Origin of the sequence: Chryseobacterium sp. BIGb0232, assembly GCF_024810195.1 — a bacterium.
Taxonomy (GTDB): Bacteria; Bacteroidota; Bacteroidia; order Flavobacteriales; family Weeksellaceae; genus Chryseobacterium; species Chryseobacterium pennae.
Genome location: NZ_JANUEH010000007.1, coordinates 1 through 15434 on the forward strand (window position 1 = coordinate 1; position 15434 = coordinate 15434).

At 36.8% G+C, this 15434-nt stretch carries 9 protein-coding genes and 1 rRNA gene; 3 read left to right on the forward strand and 7 right to left on the reverse strand.

Features of this window, described 5'->3' with window-relative positions; all coding sequences use genetic code 11:
- The first annotated feature begins 225 nt into the window (after positions 1-225).
- The 3 genes from rrf to M2372_RS15835 all read left to right on the forward strand — a co-directional run bounded on the left by rrf (position 226) and on the right by M2372_RS15835 (position 5872).
- Positions 226-333 (forward strand): 5S ribosomal RNA (rrf, locus tag M2372_RS15825).
- 723 nt (positions 334-1056) lie between these two features.
- Entirely contained in the window at positions 1057-3960 is a 2904-nt protein-coding gene (locus M2372_RS15830) for a SusC/RagA family TonB-linked outer membrane protein (RefSeq protein ID WP_123320980.1), read from the forward strand.
- A 16-nt stretch (positions 3961-3976) separates the two neighbouring features.
- The gene (locus tag M2372_RS15835; protein ID WP_123320979.1) at positions 3977-5872 is read left to right on the forward strand and encodes a SusD/RagB family nutrient-binding outer membrane lipoprotein; all 1896 of its coding nucleotides are present in this window, start codon (positions 3977-3979) and stop codon (positions 5870-5872) included.
- A gap of 102 nt (positions 5873-5974) precedes the next feature.
- On the opposite strand, the gene M2372_RS15840 is transcribed toward M2372_RS15835, so the two are convergent.
- The 7 genes from M2372_RS15840 to M2372_RS15870 all read right to left on the reverse strand — a co-directional run bounded on the left by M2372_RS15840 (position 5975) and on the right by M2372_RS15870 (position 15419).
- Complete coding sequence (locus tag M2372_RS15840; protein WP_123320978.1) at positions 5975-6553, reverse strand: hypothetical protein; 579 nt, start codon at positions 6551-6553, stop codon at positions 5975-5977.
- A 10-nt stretch (positions 6554-6563) separates the two neighbouring features.
- Positions 6564-7088, reverse strand: a complete 525-nt coding sequence (locus M2372_RS15845) for a hypothetical protein (protein ID WP_123320977.1) — start codon at positions 7086-7088, stop codon at positions 6564-6566.
- Positions 7085-9835, reverse strand: coding sequence for a hypothetical protein (locus tag M2372_RS15850; RefSeq protein WP_123320976.1), 2751 nt, complete (start codon positions 9833-9835; stop codon positions 7085-7087). Before M2372_RS15850 ends, M2372_RS15845 begins: the two co-directional genes overlap by 4 nt.
- Entirely contained in the window at positions 9828-10628 is an 801-nt protein-coding gene (locus M2372_RS15855; RefSeq protein WP_123320975.1) for a WxL protein host-binding domain-containing protein, read from the reverse strand. Before M2372_RS15855 ends, M2372_RS15850 begins: the two co-directional genes overlap by 8 nt.
- Positions 10629-10731: 103 nt before the next feature.
- Positions 10732-11310, reverse strand: a complete 579-nt coding sequence (locus M2372_RS15860) for a hypothetical protein (protein WP_123320974.1) — start codon at positions 11308-11310, stop codon at positions 10732-10734.
- A 186-nt stretch (positions 11311-11496) separates the two neighbouring features.
- Complete coding sequence (locus M2372_RS15865; RefSeq protein ID WP_123320973.1) at positions 11497-13842, reverse strand: phosphocholine-specific phospholipase C; 2346 nt, start codon at positions 13840-13842, stop codon at positions 11497-11499.
- Between the two features lie 83 nt (positions 13843-13925).
- Entirely contained in the window at positions 13926-15419 is a 1494-nt protein-coding gene (locus tag M2372_RS15870; RefSeq protein WP_123320972.1) for a SusD/RagB family nutrient-binding outer membrane lipoprotein, read from the reverse strand.
- Positions 15420-15434 lie beyond the last annotated feature (15 nt).

Genomic DNA, 15434 nt, shown 5'->3' on the forward strand with positions numbered 1-15434 from the left:
GATGACGACGTTGATAGGCTACAGGTGTAAAGACAGTAATGTCATAGCCGAGTAGTACTAATTACCCGTAGATTTATAGCCTGATATGGCGCACGGAAGTGCAGCAAGGTTAGCTCTTTGTGAAAGTTTTTATCGAAAATAAACCAGGTAGCAGATGTTAGCTATTAGGAAGCAGGGAAAACCTGCAACCTTTTACCTATGAGCTGCAACCTTATATACAACCTTTAGGGTGGTTTTAGCGGTGGGGCTCACCTGTTCCCATTCCGAACACAGAAGTTAAGCCCACCAGCGCCGATGGTACTGCTAACGCGGGAGAGTAGGCCGCCGCCAGTTTTTATTTTATTTTTAAAAATCCTTTATCGAAAGATAAAGGATTTTTTTTTGCTCTATACTCAGGGATCAAAATACTCAGAGACTCCAATACCCCAATACCCCAATACCCCAATACCCCAATACCCCAATACAATGGGTGATAAGCAATAAGTATTGAGTATTATCTATTATCTATGTTTTGGCTAAAGCCCGTTTCTATTGAATGCTGAGCCTGTAGAATCCCTGCTGCTTATTTTCTTTTTACTTTTATCCCTCCATCCTTTCTTTTTATCAAGTTCTATTTCTGATATCATTGGACTCGTCTGTATTACCGTATTCTGTCATCCTGTAAGGATTATACCCTGTAAATAATATTCATTTTAATGAGTTGCAAGAAAGTTACAATGTAGCAGATCTTCAACGTCTTTGATCTCTACAGGATGCCTAAGGATTACTTGTGAACTAAAGTCTCCACATCTATTCTTCATTGGTGATTGTACAGAAATTACCTATTTTTTAAAATACTCATCAAATTCTTTTATTTATTTCTTTGCACATCGTTGGTAAACATTTTTTCATTCAAAAATTTTGTATTTCTATTAAAATTGTAATTCTTTTTTAATTTATAATATCATAACTTTCATTGTTTCAATGATATTTTTGAATTTTACGCTTGTTTTTTATTAGTGTGTTGTTAAATACTGCTAAAATATTATATTTGATTGCAAAATATTAAATATAATTATGAATAAAACAATAATTAAGGTGGGGCTTCTTTCAGCTTTATTCTTCTGCTTTACTGAATTGTCTGCACAAAATACAGACTCCACTAAAGTTGGGAAAATTGATGAAGTTGTTGTAACAGCCTACGGAGTTAAAAAGGAAAAAAAGAGCTTGGGATATTCTTTCCAGGATGTTAAAGGTCAAACACTGGTTGATGCCAAAGAAACTAATGTGACCAATGCTTTAGCTGGTAAAGTCGCGGGGCTTCAAGTTGTAAAAGGAGGTTTTGGACCTGCTTCTTCATCAAAGATAAATCTTAGAGGGTTTAATTCGCTTAAAGGAGATAATCAGCCTCTTATTGTTGTTGACGGTGTACCATTGAGTAATAGTGCGGGTTCAAAAGCCAAGCAGAATGATGGTTACTATAATAATGATTTCTGGAATCCGGATTTAGATATGGGAAATGGATTAGCTGATATTAATGCGGATGATATAGAGAGTATCTCTGTTCTTAAAGGAGGTGCAGCTTCTGCATTGTATGGATCCAGAGGGGGGAACGGGGTTATCCTGATCACTACCAAAACCGGGAAGAGAAAAGGAGGACTAGGGATTACTTACTCTACAAGTTTAGGCTTTGAAACTCTTTTTATGAAGCCTGATATGCAGCATAGTTTTGGTTTAGGGCTGAATGGGGTAGTAAATTCTGCAACTAGTGATAATTCCAGTTCTTGGGGGCCTGCTTTGGAAGGAGCCAATATGAAAAGTTATGATAATCTGAAAAATTTCTTTAAGACAGGAATAAGCTCACAACACACGTTAAGTTTTCAGGAAAATTTGGGAGAAGGTACCAGCTTATATACTTCAGCTAATTATTTAAATGATAACAGCCAGGTTCCTAACTCTACATTTGAGAGATTCAATTTTATGGCTAAAATGAACTCAAATTTTGGAGTGAATAAAAGATGGACTTCTGAAGTAAAGGTTCAATACATAAGCACAAAAGCCAATAACAGACCTTCAGGAGGTAAAGGAGAAGGTAATTATTATCCTAATATTCTTCTCATGCCCCAAAATATTGATATAAGGGATTATCGGGAAGGGCAAACTCAAAATGATATAAAGTCGCGCTGGATTACTCCTAATGGAATCAATCCTTATTGGTCTGCCTATAACAGCCTTAATGCAGATAAGAAGGATCGTTTCCTTTTGAATGGATATCTCAAGTATCAATTTAATGATTGGCTAAGTGGAGATGTAAGAGTAGGTACAGATTTCTATGCTTTAAATGCAGATGCAAGAGTCTGGACTGGATCTTCAAGAAGAAATTCTTATGCAACCAGTGAAGAAAAGTTTTATGAGAATAATTATATAGCAAGTCTTACAGCCAAAAAAGATAATTTATTTGGGAAATGGGGAGGATCACTTTCAGTCTATGGACAAATGATGGAAAGCAGAACAAAAGCCATGTATTTCAGTACCCAAAATCTAATTGTACCCAATGTATTTAGTGTAAATAATACAAGTGATATTGCGGGTATTGCTAATAACGAGATCGATTTCTGGAAGAAGATCAACTCTGTGTTTGCCTCTGCAGAAATTAATTATGATGGGTATTGGTTTATCAATGCAACAGCAAGGAATGATTGGTCTTCTACACTTATTCTTGAAAACAGATCTTATTTTTATCCTTCTATCAGTACCTCTTTGGTCTTAACTGAAATGTTGAATAAGTTGAATGGAACTACTTCTAAAGTATTAACTTTTGCGAAGCTTCGTGCAGCTTATGCGGTAACCGGAAATTCTCTGAATCCTTACGAGTTGTATAATACCTATAAGCTTGGGGCAGATCCAAGTGGTCATGCTATTCTAGGCCGTAAGAAAATTCTTTATGATCCTAATCTACATGCTGAAAAGCTTAAAACGTTTGAAGTGGGAGCAGATCTTAAATTCTTCAACAGAGTTTCGTTAGACGTAAGTTATTTCAGAAATACTGCCACGAATCAATTAATAGATTTACCTATGAATCCACTTTCCGGATATGAGTACAAGAAAATAAGTTCGGGAGGGCTTAGTAATAGCGGAATTGAAATCGTTGTCAATACAGATATTTTTAAAAAGGAGAATTTTACATGGAACGTAAATGCAAACTTTTCTAAATTAAAGAGTGTGATTGACCGGATTGACGGAGAAGTTGTAAAATATCCTTTGGGAGGTTTTGATAATGTTGGTTTTTTTGCAGAAGTAGGTCAACCTTATGGGTCTATTTATGGGACAAAGTTTTTAAGAGTAGAAGATCCCAACAGCCCTCACTATGGAAAACTTATTGTAGATCTAAATGGTTTACCTAGGGCTACTGCTGAACAATATTATTTAGGTGATCAGACACCGAGAGCTTTGTTTGGAATTACCAATAGTTTTGTATATAAGAATTTCGGAGTTTCGTTCCTTATTGACGGAAGAATCGGAGGAAAATTCTATTCGTCTACCCAATCGGCATTACAGAAAGTTGGGCTTGCTTCTGACACAGCTCCTGGAGGAAGAAGAGATAATTTTGTTCTTGACGCAGTAGTACAGGAAAACGGAGTGTATACAGGTAATACAAAAGAGATTACACAGCAGGATTACTGGACAGCCGTGACGATTGGAAACTTAGGAATTACAGAACAGAATATTTACGATGCCACCAATATCAGGTTAAGAAATATTCAGGTGTCTTATAATTTCCCTAAAAGCATTTTTCAAAAGCTTGCATTGCAAAGTGCCAAAGTTTCCTTTACAGCAAATAATGTATGGATGATCTACAGTAAGGCGAAAGGAATAGATCCTGAATCTGTATTTGCGATCAATTCTAATGCTGTAGGATTTGAAAATCTGGCATTCCCTACTACAAGATCTTACTTATTTTCGATTACATTAGGCTTTTAACATCAATAATAACATTATGAAAAAATATATTTTATCCCTCATTGCATTAGCTGTAATCTGTACATCATGTAATGATTTTGAAGACATCAATAATGATCCGTTTTCCGTAGATATTAATAAGGCAGAACCAGAGTATTTTTTAAACAATTCTATTTTAGGAGCTCAACAGGATCCCAATATTGCAGAACGTACTTTTGTCCTTTATTGGAAAACTGCAGCGAGACAACATCTGACAACAGGAATAGCAGGTGGATCATATGATGATTCCTGGACTGTAGAATACTGGAAGGGAATTTCAGAATGGTTAAATAATGCCAATGCAACTATTGAAATTGCCAATGAAAAGAAAGCAATAGGTCAGGGCAAGCCTCACTATGATAATCTTATTCAGGTGGCCAGAATTTGGAGAGCTTATTTAATGAGTGAGTTTTCTGATAATTTTGGACCACAGCCTATTCAGGCATTTAAAGGAGTAAATCCTGGGTTTAATTCTGAAAAAGAGGTTTACTATTTTATATTAGATGAACTAAAAGATGCAGTAGCTAAACTGGATGTAAACCAACCTGTTCCTTCCAATCCAAATGCTTATGATATGGTATATGGATTTAAATGGGGGCAATGGGTAAAGTATGCCAATTCCTTGAGAATGAGAGTTGCCATGAGAATTTCAGAAGTAGATCCGGCGAAAGCAAAAACAGAGTTTGAGGCGGCAGCAAATTCTAATATGTTCATCAGTACCAGTGATGATAATTTTAAAGTTAAAGAAGATACCGGATGGAATCCTTTATCAGGGGTAATGTCCAGGGAATGGAATTCACAGATTTTATCAGCTACTCTTAATAATATGTATATCGGTTTAGGGGGAATTAACTCTACAGATCAATTACCGGCTGCACAGCATACAGCTGTGAAAAATGCTGATTATATTGGTATAAGATATGATGAACAATTCTCCACAATGACCAATGACCCAAGTGCCGGATATTGGCTGGATGGGCTTCCAAACAAAATAGATCCGAGAGCTTATAAAACATTCTATATTCCAGGTGACTTCAACAATCCAATTTATTCCCTTTATCCCACGTATACCAATCAAGCTTCTACTAATAGTGGAGATCTTACATTTGCCAACGGTTCTAAACTAACAATCAATACGGTAAATACCTGGAATACGACGACAATAGGGAGCTGGGGAGTAAAAGGCCAGAGAAATGGGCTAAGAGGAGTTATTGGATGCATGCCGGCTTTAGGAAAGCAATATAGAGAAGGTAAAAACTTTAGAATTTTCTTTGCAAGCTGGGAAACTTATTTCCTGATGGCTGAAGCGGCACTGAAAGGATGGGCAGTTCCAATGAGTGATGATGCAGCCTATAATAAAGGAATCCAGGATAGCTTTGCCTATAATGGAGTATCCCAATTTTATACTCAGTATATTACCTCAACGGATTATAATCGTGATGGAACTTCTGTTGCTTATACTCACATTACAGAACCGGGAACCTTCCATACCATGAATTATAAAGATCCTTCCACAGGAAATATGGTTTCTGTTGATATTAAATATCCGGTAAATACTATTTACAAAAACGGGTCGGTGAAAAATGATAAGCTTACGAAAATCATTACCCAAAAGTATATTGCCAATATGCCATGGCTTCCATTGGAATCCTGGAGTGATCAAAGAAGACTGGGATTACCTTTCTTTGAAAATCCTGCGGTAGAAACGCCGTTGGTTAATTTACCTAACTTGAATTCAGGAAATTATATGACAAACTCTATTCAGAATTTTCCGCAACGGTTAAGATATCCAAGTACCTTCCGAAATACCGATCAGGACGGGTATACGAAAGCAGTACAGCTATTGGGTGGACAAGATGCTGTACTTACGCCTCTTTGGTGGGCGAAGCACTAATTTGACTATATTAAAAAAATACCCCTTTCTGAATATTGGAAAGGGTTATTTTTTTAATATAATGATAAACTCTAAGGTTATTATCCTCAATGATCTGTTGCATCAGTTGGCAACTATCGTGAAAACTACTCGTGCACTATAGGTGCTGGCGGGAATTGTAACAGAAACACCGGATATCTGGGTATTTACTACAATTCCTGAATATGTGATGTGATTACCAATACCTAAAAGCCCGCTGAAAGTTATTGTTGATAAGGTGACATCTGTTGCCGATGATATGGGTATATAGGTAGTACCTCCATTAATATTAACCGTACAACCAAGACAAAGACCAGATATACTGGCAGTTCCACCAACTCTTTTGGCAGAAAGCCCCAGAGAACTGTGCCAGGGATTGGAAACATAGCGCATCGTGATTTTTGCTCCTGAACTTGAAAGTAATTTAATAACGGAGTCAGGTATTGAACCGGATAATACTATTTGATTCGGTGCAGTATTGGCACTATTATCATAAGTTCCTGAATAGTTATTACCCGCTTCAGTAATAGCAGGTATACTGGCAGTCCAGTTTCCGGTGACATTTACTACCTGTCCCTTTACATAGCAACTGATTATTAAAAGAGAAATATATAAATATCTTTTTAAGATAATTTTTTTAAGAGAGTGATTATTCATGTTCATGGTTCAGGTTTTACTCCGTGATGGTATAGACAATGGTAAGCGCTGTACTGGGCCGTGCAGATAAATCTGTATAGGTACTGGGAACTAGGGAAATGGTAAGTCTATGCCCGTTATTGGCTCCGTTACCAGTATAAGCCCCTCCAATACCACTAATGATGGTAACAGGTGTATTGGTAAGAGTAACCTGAGCAGAAGGAGTTCCTAAGGTGCCACCACCAGCTCCGGATGCTGCCGCTGCCTGCAGTCTGATATTGACTCCCTGAATGAGGGTGCCACTAATGGCTGCTGTAATTCTCCTGGTAAGTCCTCCCGAAGTAATAGCAGAAGTATAGTTAATCCATTTTGAGGTATTTGGCGTTGGATTACCAATAGGGTTTCCGGCTTCAGTAGGTGCTGTAAAGTTTAATGTAATATTTCCTATTGGCTCTACATCCATTAAGGTCACAACAGGTAAAGTTAAAGTCACATTCGCCTGAGAATACAATAAACCAGAAAAAATAAAAGAAGTTAATAATAAGGAGCGTTTCAAAATCATTTCTTATTTTTTATTTGATTATATCCTACTTTTAAGGATTCCTGCTGATACTTAATTTCTATCTGTTGTTTAACAATCTGGATGCTGAGTTTTTTTGTTTCTGAAGGGTTTAAAGTAAATTGAAATTTATCATTTGAAATTTTATAACGTTTGTCAAGACCATTTCTGTACAGTTTGATAATCCACTCTCCCGGTCGCAGATAAGTGAAATCAAAATCTTCTCCTATAAAACAAATTTTACGATAGGTCTGCTCATTGCTGATTGCTTCTACAATGATGCTTTCTCTTTTGTTTCTGCCTTTCTTAGCTTGGAATGTTTCAATATCCGTTTGATTTTTTTCTTCTGTTTCAGAAAGTTGAATAGATCCCTGTATGTTCGCTGCTGTAGTTAACCCAAAGTTAAAGATGTTTTCTTTGTTATTGAGAGGCAGTGCTGCAGGAAGAATAACTGTCGGGATGTCATTAATCTCTGTGGTAGAACGGTCTATTTCGAGGAAATAATTACCAGGAATAACGTTTTTAAAAATATAATTTCCTTCTTTGTCCGTAACAGATAAATAACTGCCCATCATTAATCTTATCCCTTCCGTTTTTTTGATACCAAGATTACTTACATTTCCGGATAACGAGACATACTCGGCTGTTCTTTGTACGGGGATATTAGGTCTCCATGTATACCGAATTGAGAATATGAAATCCTTGTCTCCTATTTGCCCTCTTTGTAATGCATATCTTCCCGAAAGATCAAGCTCATTTCCCGGAAATAACTGCTGGTGAAACAGGAGCTCAAATAAATTCCGGTCCTTAAAGTATTCTTCGGGAATATAATTGTTTTGATAAAATATACTTAAACTGGTTTTATCAGAGAATTTACTGAAAACCCTTGCACCGTAATAGAATTGTTTTTGATTTAGTAATTGATATCTGGAAGTGATGGCATAGCTCCCAAAAAGGCTGAAAGAGGTTTTGAATTTTTCAAATGATAAATTGGCTGAGTATAAACTTGAATTCCCACTGAAATCTGTCAGATAATTATCCGTTTTTCCGAATTGTCCTTCAACGTTAATCTGAAATATCCCGATCCGCTGATCTACAGAAACTCTGAAAAAGCGTTCATAATAATCAAACTGTTTAGGTTCTAAACGATCCTGATATTTTTGGTATCCATTATTAAATATTATAAAACCGTTGGACAGATATTTATACTGTATTCCATATTGGAAATATTTTCTGTAGGGAGCGGCCAGAAATAAGGTATCTCTCTGAAAATTTTTGGCATCCTGCATATAGTTGGCAAAAACATTGATCTTCTTCGATAGCTTGTACTGGATACTTCCGCTGAAGGTGTTGGTATTGGTAAAGTAACCGGCAAATTCAGGGCTTGCTTTCATATACATCAAATTCCCGTTGAACTTTGTAAAATTGATTTCAGCCTGTGCCATATAAGCTGTTCCCTCATTTTTCTTGGTTGTACTGTAAGCAAATTCCCCGGAAAGGTTGATATTCTTCGAAATTTTAAATTTTCCTTTAGTATAAGGTAGGTGAGCTTCAGTGTCTAATCTTGTGCTTCCAAAATCAACGTTTTCCGTTATAGGAGTTTTGTAAAGATATCCGACTGAAATTTCAGACTCCTTGCGGATTTTAAATGCTGAGTAGATATTAAATTCATCTTTAATATCTCTGAAAAATCGGGGATGATTATAAAAACCACCCAGACTTACCTTATTAAAATCATACCGGATTTCTGCGCCACGGCCATATCTTGCAAATTCAGTTAAGTACGAGGAAGAATATGTTTTATCACCCAAATGAATGAATAAATTATCTCTTTTATAATTCACAAAATACTCCTCATACTGAGTGAAAGTATTTAGCTCTATTGGATTATGTGTGACAGCATGAAATTCAATCTGATTTTTATTTTCCTTATCCAAACTTCCTTTACCATAAATCTCACCCTGAAAACCATCATGATAGATCCCCATATTCTTCATCCCGATAAAGGATAGGGAAGCAGCAATAGGAAGCCTGTGGTATATATCCATATTGGCAGGCTTCACAGATATAACCTGAGTACTGATATAGGCAGTCTGGTTTTCTTTAGGGTTTTCTTTAGAATATACCGAAAGATTTAGATTTTGAAATTCATTTTGACCCAGTTCCGGACTGGTTTTTTTATAGATGGAAATCACTTTGGATTCATTAGGTCCCAGAATGATGGAGGAGGCATGATCAATGGCTGCATTTTTACTTTCCAGAATAAGATTTTCCGTTACATTTCCATTATTTTTTACAAGAAAAGAAGCATGAATGGTTTCTCCTGACCTTGTAAACTCAGGTGAATCCAGTACGGTAAGGGAAAGATTTCTATTTGCAGAAACTGTAATTTGTGAAACCTTTGTAAGAGATATTCCATTGGAACGATCAGTCATATTTAAAATGACAGAATAGTTACCTTGCGTAGCTTCTGCTGAAATACGTAAAGGAACAAGATATACAGAAACTTCATGGGGCGGGATCTGAGATTCTCCTTTTACCAGGATGGGAGAGATAAGCGGACTTGAAGTGGTAACTGAAATATCATATACTTTATTTTCAGATGAATTATTTTGAAGACTAAAGGGAATAGAAGTAGACATCCCCGGCATTAAGCTATCTTTTTTACTGGCCAATCGGTGAGATTGCTGTTGAGAAAAAGCAAATAGCGGGAATAATATAATAATAAATTGTGTCCAGGTTTTAATCATTTTTTACTTCTAATTCCACATTGAGCGCAAATGCGTTCTCATCTTCATCCGTTGCTATTACAGTAGCCTTGTACTGAGCAGAGGGTACTTTACTGATATCAATGTAAAATGTTTTGGAAGTAGAAGGCAGCAATCCCATCGTTAAACTTGAAAAAGTTCCTATCTTTTCTCCTGATTTACGATTATAAATTTCAATAGATGCTGTGGGCTTACAATAAAGATTTCCATGATTGGCTATTGCAATTTTTACAGTTTGCTTTCCTTCTTCTTTTTCTACTTTGATATTTTCGAATGTAAGGTCCGGTTTGGCCTTTTCTGTGTCATAATCTGTAATCACCTGAATAGCATACCGTATAACAGAGGTGATGCTTACTCCAGGCTGTTTATCACTGGGTTTTATATCATCTACAGGTTCTACAATGATCACACTCCAGTAGCTGCCTGGATCTATTACCTGATTGGGAATGGTAATTTCATAAAAAACTTCTGTTTTTTCTTTACCTTTCAGTGTTACTAAATTTGTATTGAGTTTTATCCAGTCGCCATTGGTTCTTTTTTGGGTATGCAATGCCGCGTAATTAATCGTTCCGTCAGCGTGATAAGTAAAATCCTGTAAAAATAATTTTACATTCTGAGGATTGGCCCCTGTATTTTCAATGGCTATTTTTCCTTTGTAAACTTGTCCGTTTTCTACTTTATAGGAATGCGTAAGCCCGTTAAGAACCACAATGCCGGCATGTAAAATACTGAACTGCAAAATCATAGTGATTAAAAAAAGAATACGCTTTATCATTATGTAGGTGGGGAGTTTTATAATTAATCATACAAAAACAGGAAGAAACTGAGATCCAATTTCTTCTTGTCTTTGAAATATAGAATTGAATTTTATTTAAATACTAGTTATCTGATATTGTATAGGTAACAGTAGCTACAGTAGTTGCTGTTGCCTGAAGATCAGCATAAGCGGCAACACCGCCAGGTCCACTTCCTGCAGCAAGAGCATAAGTCAGGTTATGACCGTTATTTGCCCCATTTCCTGTATAGGCACTTCCGATACCGGAAATAATAGTCTGATCAGCAGCGCTTAACGTTAAAAGACCTGCAGATGTTCCCAAAGTACCACCTCCTGAGCCAGTAGCTGCAGCAGCAGTTACGTGAATATCTACTCCAGGAATGATAGCATTAACCTTTACACTTACGTTACGGGTAGGATCTGCAACAGATTTTATAGAAGAATAGTTAAGCCATAAAGTGTTATTGGCGGCACTTGCTACAACAGGGTTTCCTGCTTCTGTAGGGGCTGCGAATCCTAATGTTATATTTTTCGTAGCAGCAGGTTCAATGTCTACCAGGGCAACTTCAGGGATAGAAATAGTAATTGTATGGCCATCCGTATTTGTGTCCTGAGCACTTAAGTTGCCGGATATAGCAGCTGCAATAAAAGACATTGCAATAGTTAATTTTAATTTAGTCATGATCTTAATATTAGTTAAGTGAAAATAATAAAAATCAACAAATTATGAAATAAATATATAATAATTTTTATATTGTTGATTATTTTTCTTTCGTAATGCAATATTTTTGAAAAATATTTCACTTTTCATCTGTAAAAAATCCTGTACAAACGTACAGGATTTATAATGCTTTATAGGAAAAATAATTTATGCCCAGTGTGGATCTGAAACAGAGACCTTTCCTGTTTCTAGTCTTCCTGCAAAATGCCAGATATGTTCGTTTAGGGTCACTTTTAGATCATACCAGCCTTTAAATCGATTAAGATCAATGACTATTTTCTCCTCCTGTTTCCGGATAGATCCTGTTTTTTTATTTTTTTCATATAGATTTTCCAGAATAATATTTCTTTTATTACCGTTTTTGATAATCAGTTCAATCTGACCCTTTGAAGGATTATTAATTAAAATAACCTCTGATTCCGAAACTCCATTCCCTTTAAATTTCCGGAAGAAACCGTTTGGACCGAAAACTTCATAATCATAACCTCCTGATTGTACAGTAGAGTGAGATAATTCCTGACCGGAATATAATGCATAAGAAAAATAGTAATGACTGCTATTGAATTGGGTTCTGTCATAAAGATGAAGAGGAACACCATTTTCCTTTAAGTTAACCATTGTAATCTTGCCATCTTCAAGATTTACGTGGAAGTTATAAGGAAGTGGGTTAGAAGGTTTCAACCCTTTTTCCTGGATTTCCAGTAATTCATTCTTCAGTTCATTCTCAGAATACCATTTTAGTTGGGGAACAGGCTTATTTTTGGCAGCATTAATGGTTTTAGCATAATCTTTCTGATCCAGATAATCCATTTGCGGGGCAGCCTTGATATCAGGAGAATTAAAGGCGGAAATAAGATCACCACAAACGGCTCTTCTCCATTCGCTGATATTGTCTACATGAACATTTTTATTGAATTTCTTCATAACGAATTTCTCGAGAAACTGTAGAACAGAAGTATGGTCTGAGACTTCAGAATTTACAAAACCACCTTTCGTCCACGGAGAAGCAATAAGCATAGGAACCCTGTAGCCAAGCCCTACTGTTCCTTCTGCTTTTTCATAATCCTTTAAGGTAGGATCAGACATATATTCCTGGGCTTTATCCACATATTCCACACCGCTTTTTCCGTTGATATCAACCGGCTGGCTTGGATTCAGCGGAGGAGCAAAAGGAATAACGTGGTCGAAATAACCGTCATTTTCATCATAATTGATAATGAAGATCGTTTTTTTCCACATTTCCGGGTCTTTGGTCAGAATATTCAGAACTTCAGAAATATACCACGCTCCATACCATGGTGAACCGGGATGATCTGAGAAGTGTTCAGGGGCTATCAGCCAGGAAACCAACGGAAGCTTTTTCTCCTCCACATCTTTACGGAACTGAAACAGAACATCCCCTTTGGGAACAACCAGTCTTTCTCCGTTTTCGTCCTTTCCGATTTCCAGATTATGATAATCCGGATCATTTGAATTGGTGGTAAAAGCCTTTTCATGAAGGTTTTTCTCCATTGGAGAAAGCTTTGAATAATTATCCGGATGATATTTTACCTGATCTTCCTGAAGCTCTGCAATGATTTCTTCCAGCCTTTCTTTCTGAGCAGGCTTTTTCAGAATTTCCTGTTTCAGGGAAGCAATCATGTCAGGAATATGCTGATAATATCCTTTTGAAAATTTGACATTATATTTTGAAAACCATTCAATCGGATTATCTGTAAAGTTACTCAGCCATGCTTCCTGCTCACCGGATAAACCTTTGGGAAGACTTATTTCATTCTGATAAATACGCCACGATACATTTTGTTCCTCTAAAATTTCAGGGAAGCTTTTCCATTTTGCCTGTCTGGCTTTATCATAATCAATATCATCATTTACAACATTTGCTTTAGATTTACCGTTTTGCTGTTCTCTAAGAGTTCCTGACCAATGGAAAAGCCTGTTAGGCGTAGTTCCTGTCATTGAAGAGCAGAAATATTGGTCAAATATGGTAAAAGCATCCGCAAGCTGGTAGTAAAACGGAAGGTCTTCGCGATTGTAGTATCCCAGGGTAAGAGGAATATTTTTATAATTTTCATTACCTGAAGCTTTAGCCTGAAGCCATTGGTCATACTTCCCTTTATTGAATGCCAGTTGCTGATTTTCCCATGAATGGGGCAGTGAACTCATCCAGGTTGATTTGGTATTTCTCAGATCCAGACGGGCTGGAGCGGCATATTTTCCGGTATTTTCCTTTTGGAAAAAAGCAGAGTGCCCATCCTGTTTGATGAAAGTTCTTTTATCCAGAAATCCCCGAACCCCTTTAAGAGTTCCAAAGGCGTGATCAAACGAACGGTTCTCCTGCATCAGAATAACAACATGTTCTGCGTCATAAAAGGTAGACTGTGCAGCCGGTTCTATCGCTAAAGCCTTTATGATAGCAGGGTGTAAGATACCGGAGGTTCCTAATCCTGCTAATAAAATACTTGATTTTTCTAAAAATTCTCTTCTGTCCATGATCAATCGTAATAAGAAAGAAACCGCAAGTTAATAGGATTTTCCTGCGATTTCTTTGTTGGATATAAAAATAAATAAGATTTCTATTGTAGCCACCAGGGTTTGGAGTCGATATTATCATTTCCTCCATACTGAGCTGTAAGGGCAGCCTTTAAATTTGTGCTGTTATAGCTGTATTCAGATTGAGGATACCTGAATCTGAAAGGCGCGGGAACACCAGGTTTTAAAGGGTAATTGGGATATCCTGTTCTCAAATAATCATAATAAGAAGTCCATTGTGACTGATGGAACATGGTCATGTATTTCTGAGTGATGATTTTTTCTACCTGTTCCTGTAATGGTGCAGAATCATTGTATACGACCAGAGGAGTGGCCAGATACTGGTTCACATTAAAACCTGTGAAATATTGTCCCGGATTTTTCACATACGTCTGATAGAAACTGAAACTTGCCTTGATGGCATTATCATAATGATTTTTTGCAGATCCCGAGATCCATCCTCTGGCGGTTGCTTCTGCCAGGATAAACTCCAGCTCAGAATAGCTCAAAATTGAAGATGGTTCGTTAGTAGCATCTTTATAGAAACGGTCATTTACTTTGGAGATATTTTTTGCCGTGATCAATTTTGCATTATCAGAATAAGGAGAAACAGGATCTCCTCCATTGTATCCGGTAAAATCTGTAATTGCTTTTCCTGCTTCTTTAGCTCCGGTAGTTTGGGCTGCAAAAGTAAACAAACGAGGATCCTGTCTGTCTTTAAACAAATTAATGAAGTAATCTGCCATATATAAGCTGGATCCATATCCACTGTTGTTGAACATTGTATAGCGGCTGTCTGCAGCATCTGCAAATTTAAGTTCACCATTGTCTGAGATAGAAGTCATCAAAGGCTGGCTCCCTGCAATAGATGCAAATTCTGTTGCAATATTATAACTTCCAACTGTTGTTTTTTTAGATAATGTGATCAGGATTTTCAGACGGAATGAATTGATCAGTTTTTTCCATTTTGAAACATCACCGTTGAAGACAATATCACCTTCAATTTTATCATTGGTATTGATCAGATCATTAGCTTCTTTTAATTCTGATAAAATTCCGGACATTACAACATCCTGGCTGTCATACTTTGGCTGTGTAATTCCTGATTCTCCTTTTATAGCTTCAGAATAAGGAATACTTCCCACTTTTAAGCTTGTATTAAAGAAATGATAGGCCCTTAAGAATTTACCGATAGCCACATAGTTTTTATTCTTGATTTTCTCCGCTTCCTGCATCATTTTTACAGTGTTCAAAAGCGCTTTAGAGTACACTTCGAAAGAGGTTTCGTTCCATTTCATGTACTGGTATTTATTTTCCCCGTCTGTACCGATCATCATTCTGGAAGCATACATGTTGTCACCATCCACCTGGAAGGTAGCTTTGGCAGCATAGGTTAAAAGATATTTTGGATCAACACTGGCCTGGTCATTCGGGTTGTCATTGATCTTATCAAGATTAGATTCACATGAAGCTAATGTCAGGAGACCTGCGGCGAATACAGATTGTATCAGTCTTCTGACCTTTATATTATTTTTCATTGTATTGACGTACTT

Excerpts from the sequence above, each read along its gene's own strand:
- M2372_RS15830 (WP_123320980.1), top strand. The coding sequence starts at position 1,057 with ATGAATAAAACAATAATTAAGGTGGGGCTTCTTTCAGCTTTATTCTTC.
- M2372_RS15835 (WP_123320979.1), top strand. The coding sequence starts at position 3,977 with ATGAAAAAATATATTTTATCCCTCATTGCATTAGCTGTAATCTGTACA.
- M2372_RS15855 (WP_123320975.1), bottom strand. The coding sequence starts at position 10,628 with ATGATAAAGCGTATTCTTTTTTTAATCACTATGATTTTGCAGTTCAGT.
- M2372_RS15870 (WP_123320972.1), bottom strand. The coding sequence starts at position 15,419 with ATGAAAAATAATATAAAGGTCAGAAGACTGATACAATCTGTATTCGCC.
- M2372_RS15840 (WP_123320978.1), bottom strand. The coding sequence starts at position 6,553 with ATGAACATGAATAATCACTCTCTTAAAAAAATTATCTTAAAAAGATAT.
- M2372_RS15865 (WP_123320973.1), bottom strand. The coding sequence starts at position 13,842 with ATGGACAGAAGAGAATTTTTAGAAAAATCAAGTATTTTATTAGCAGGA.
- M2372_RS15860 (WP_123320974.1), bottom strand. The coding sequence starts at position 11,310 with ATGACTAAATTAAAATTAACTATTGCAATGTCTTTTATTGCAGCTGCT.
- M2372_RS15850 (WP_123320976.1), bottom strand. The coding sequence starts at position 9,835 with ATGATTAAAACCTGGACACAATTTATTATTATATTATTCCCGCTATTT.
- M2372_RS15845 (WP_123320977.1), bottom strand. The coding sequence starts at position 7,088 with ATGATTTTGAAACGCTCCTTATTATTAACTTCTTTTATTTTTTCTGGT.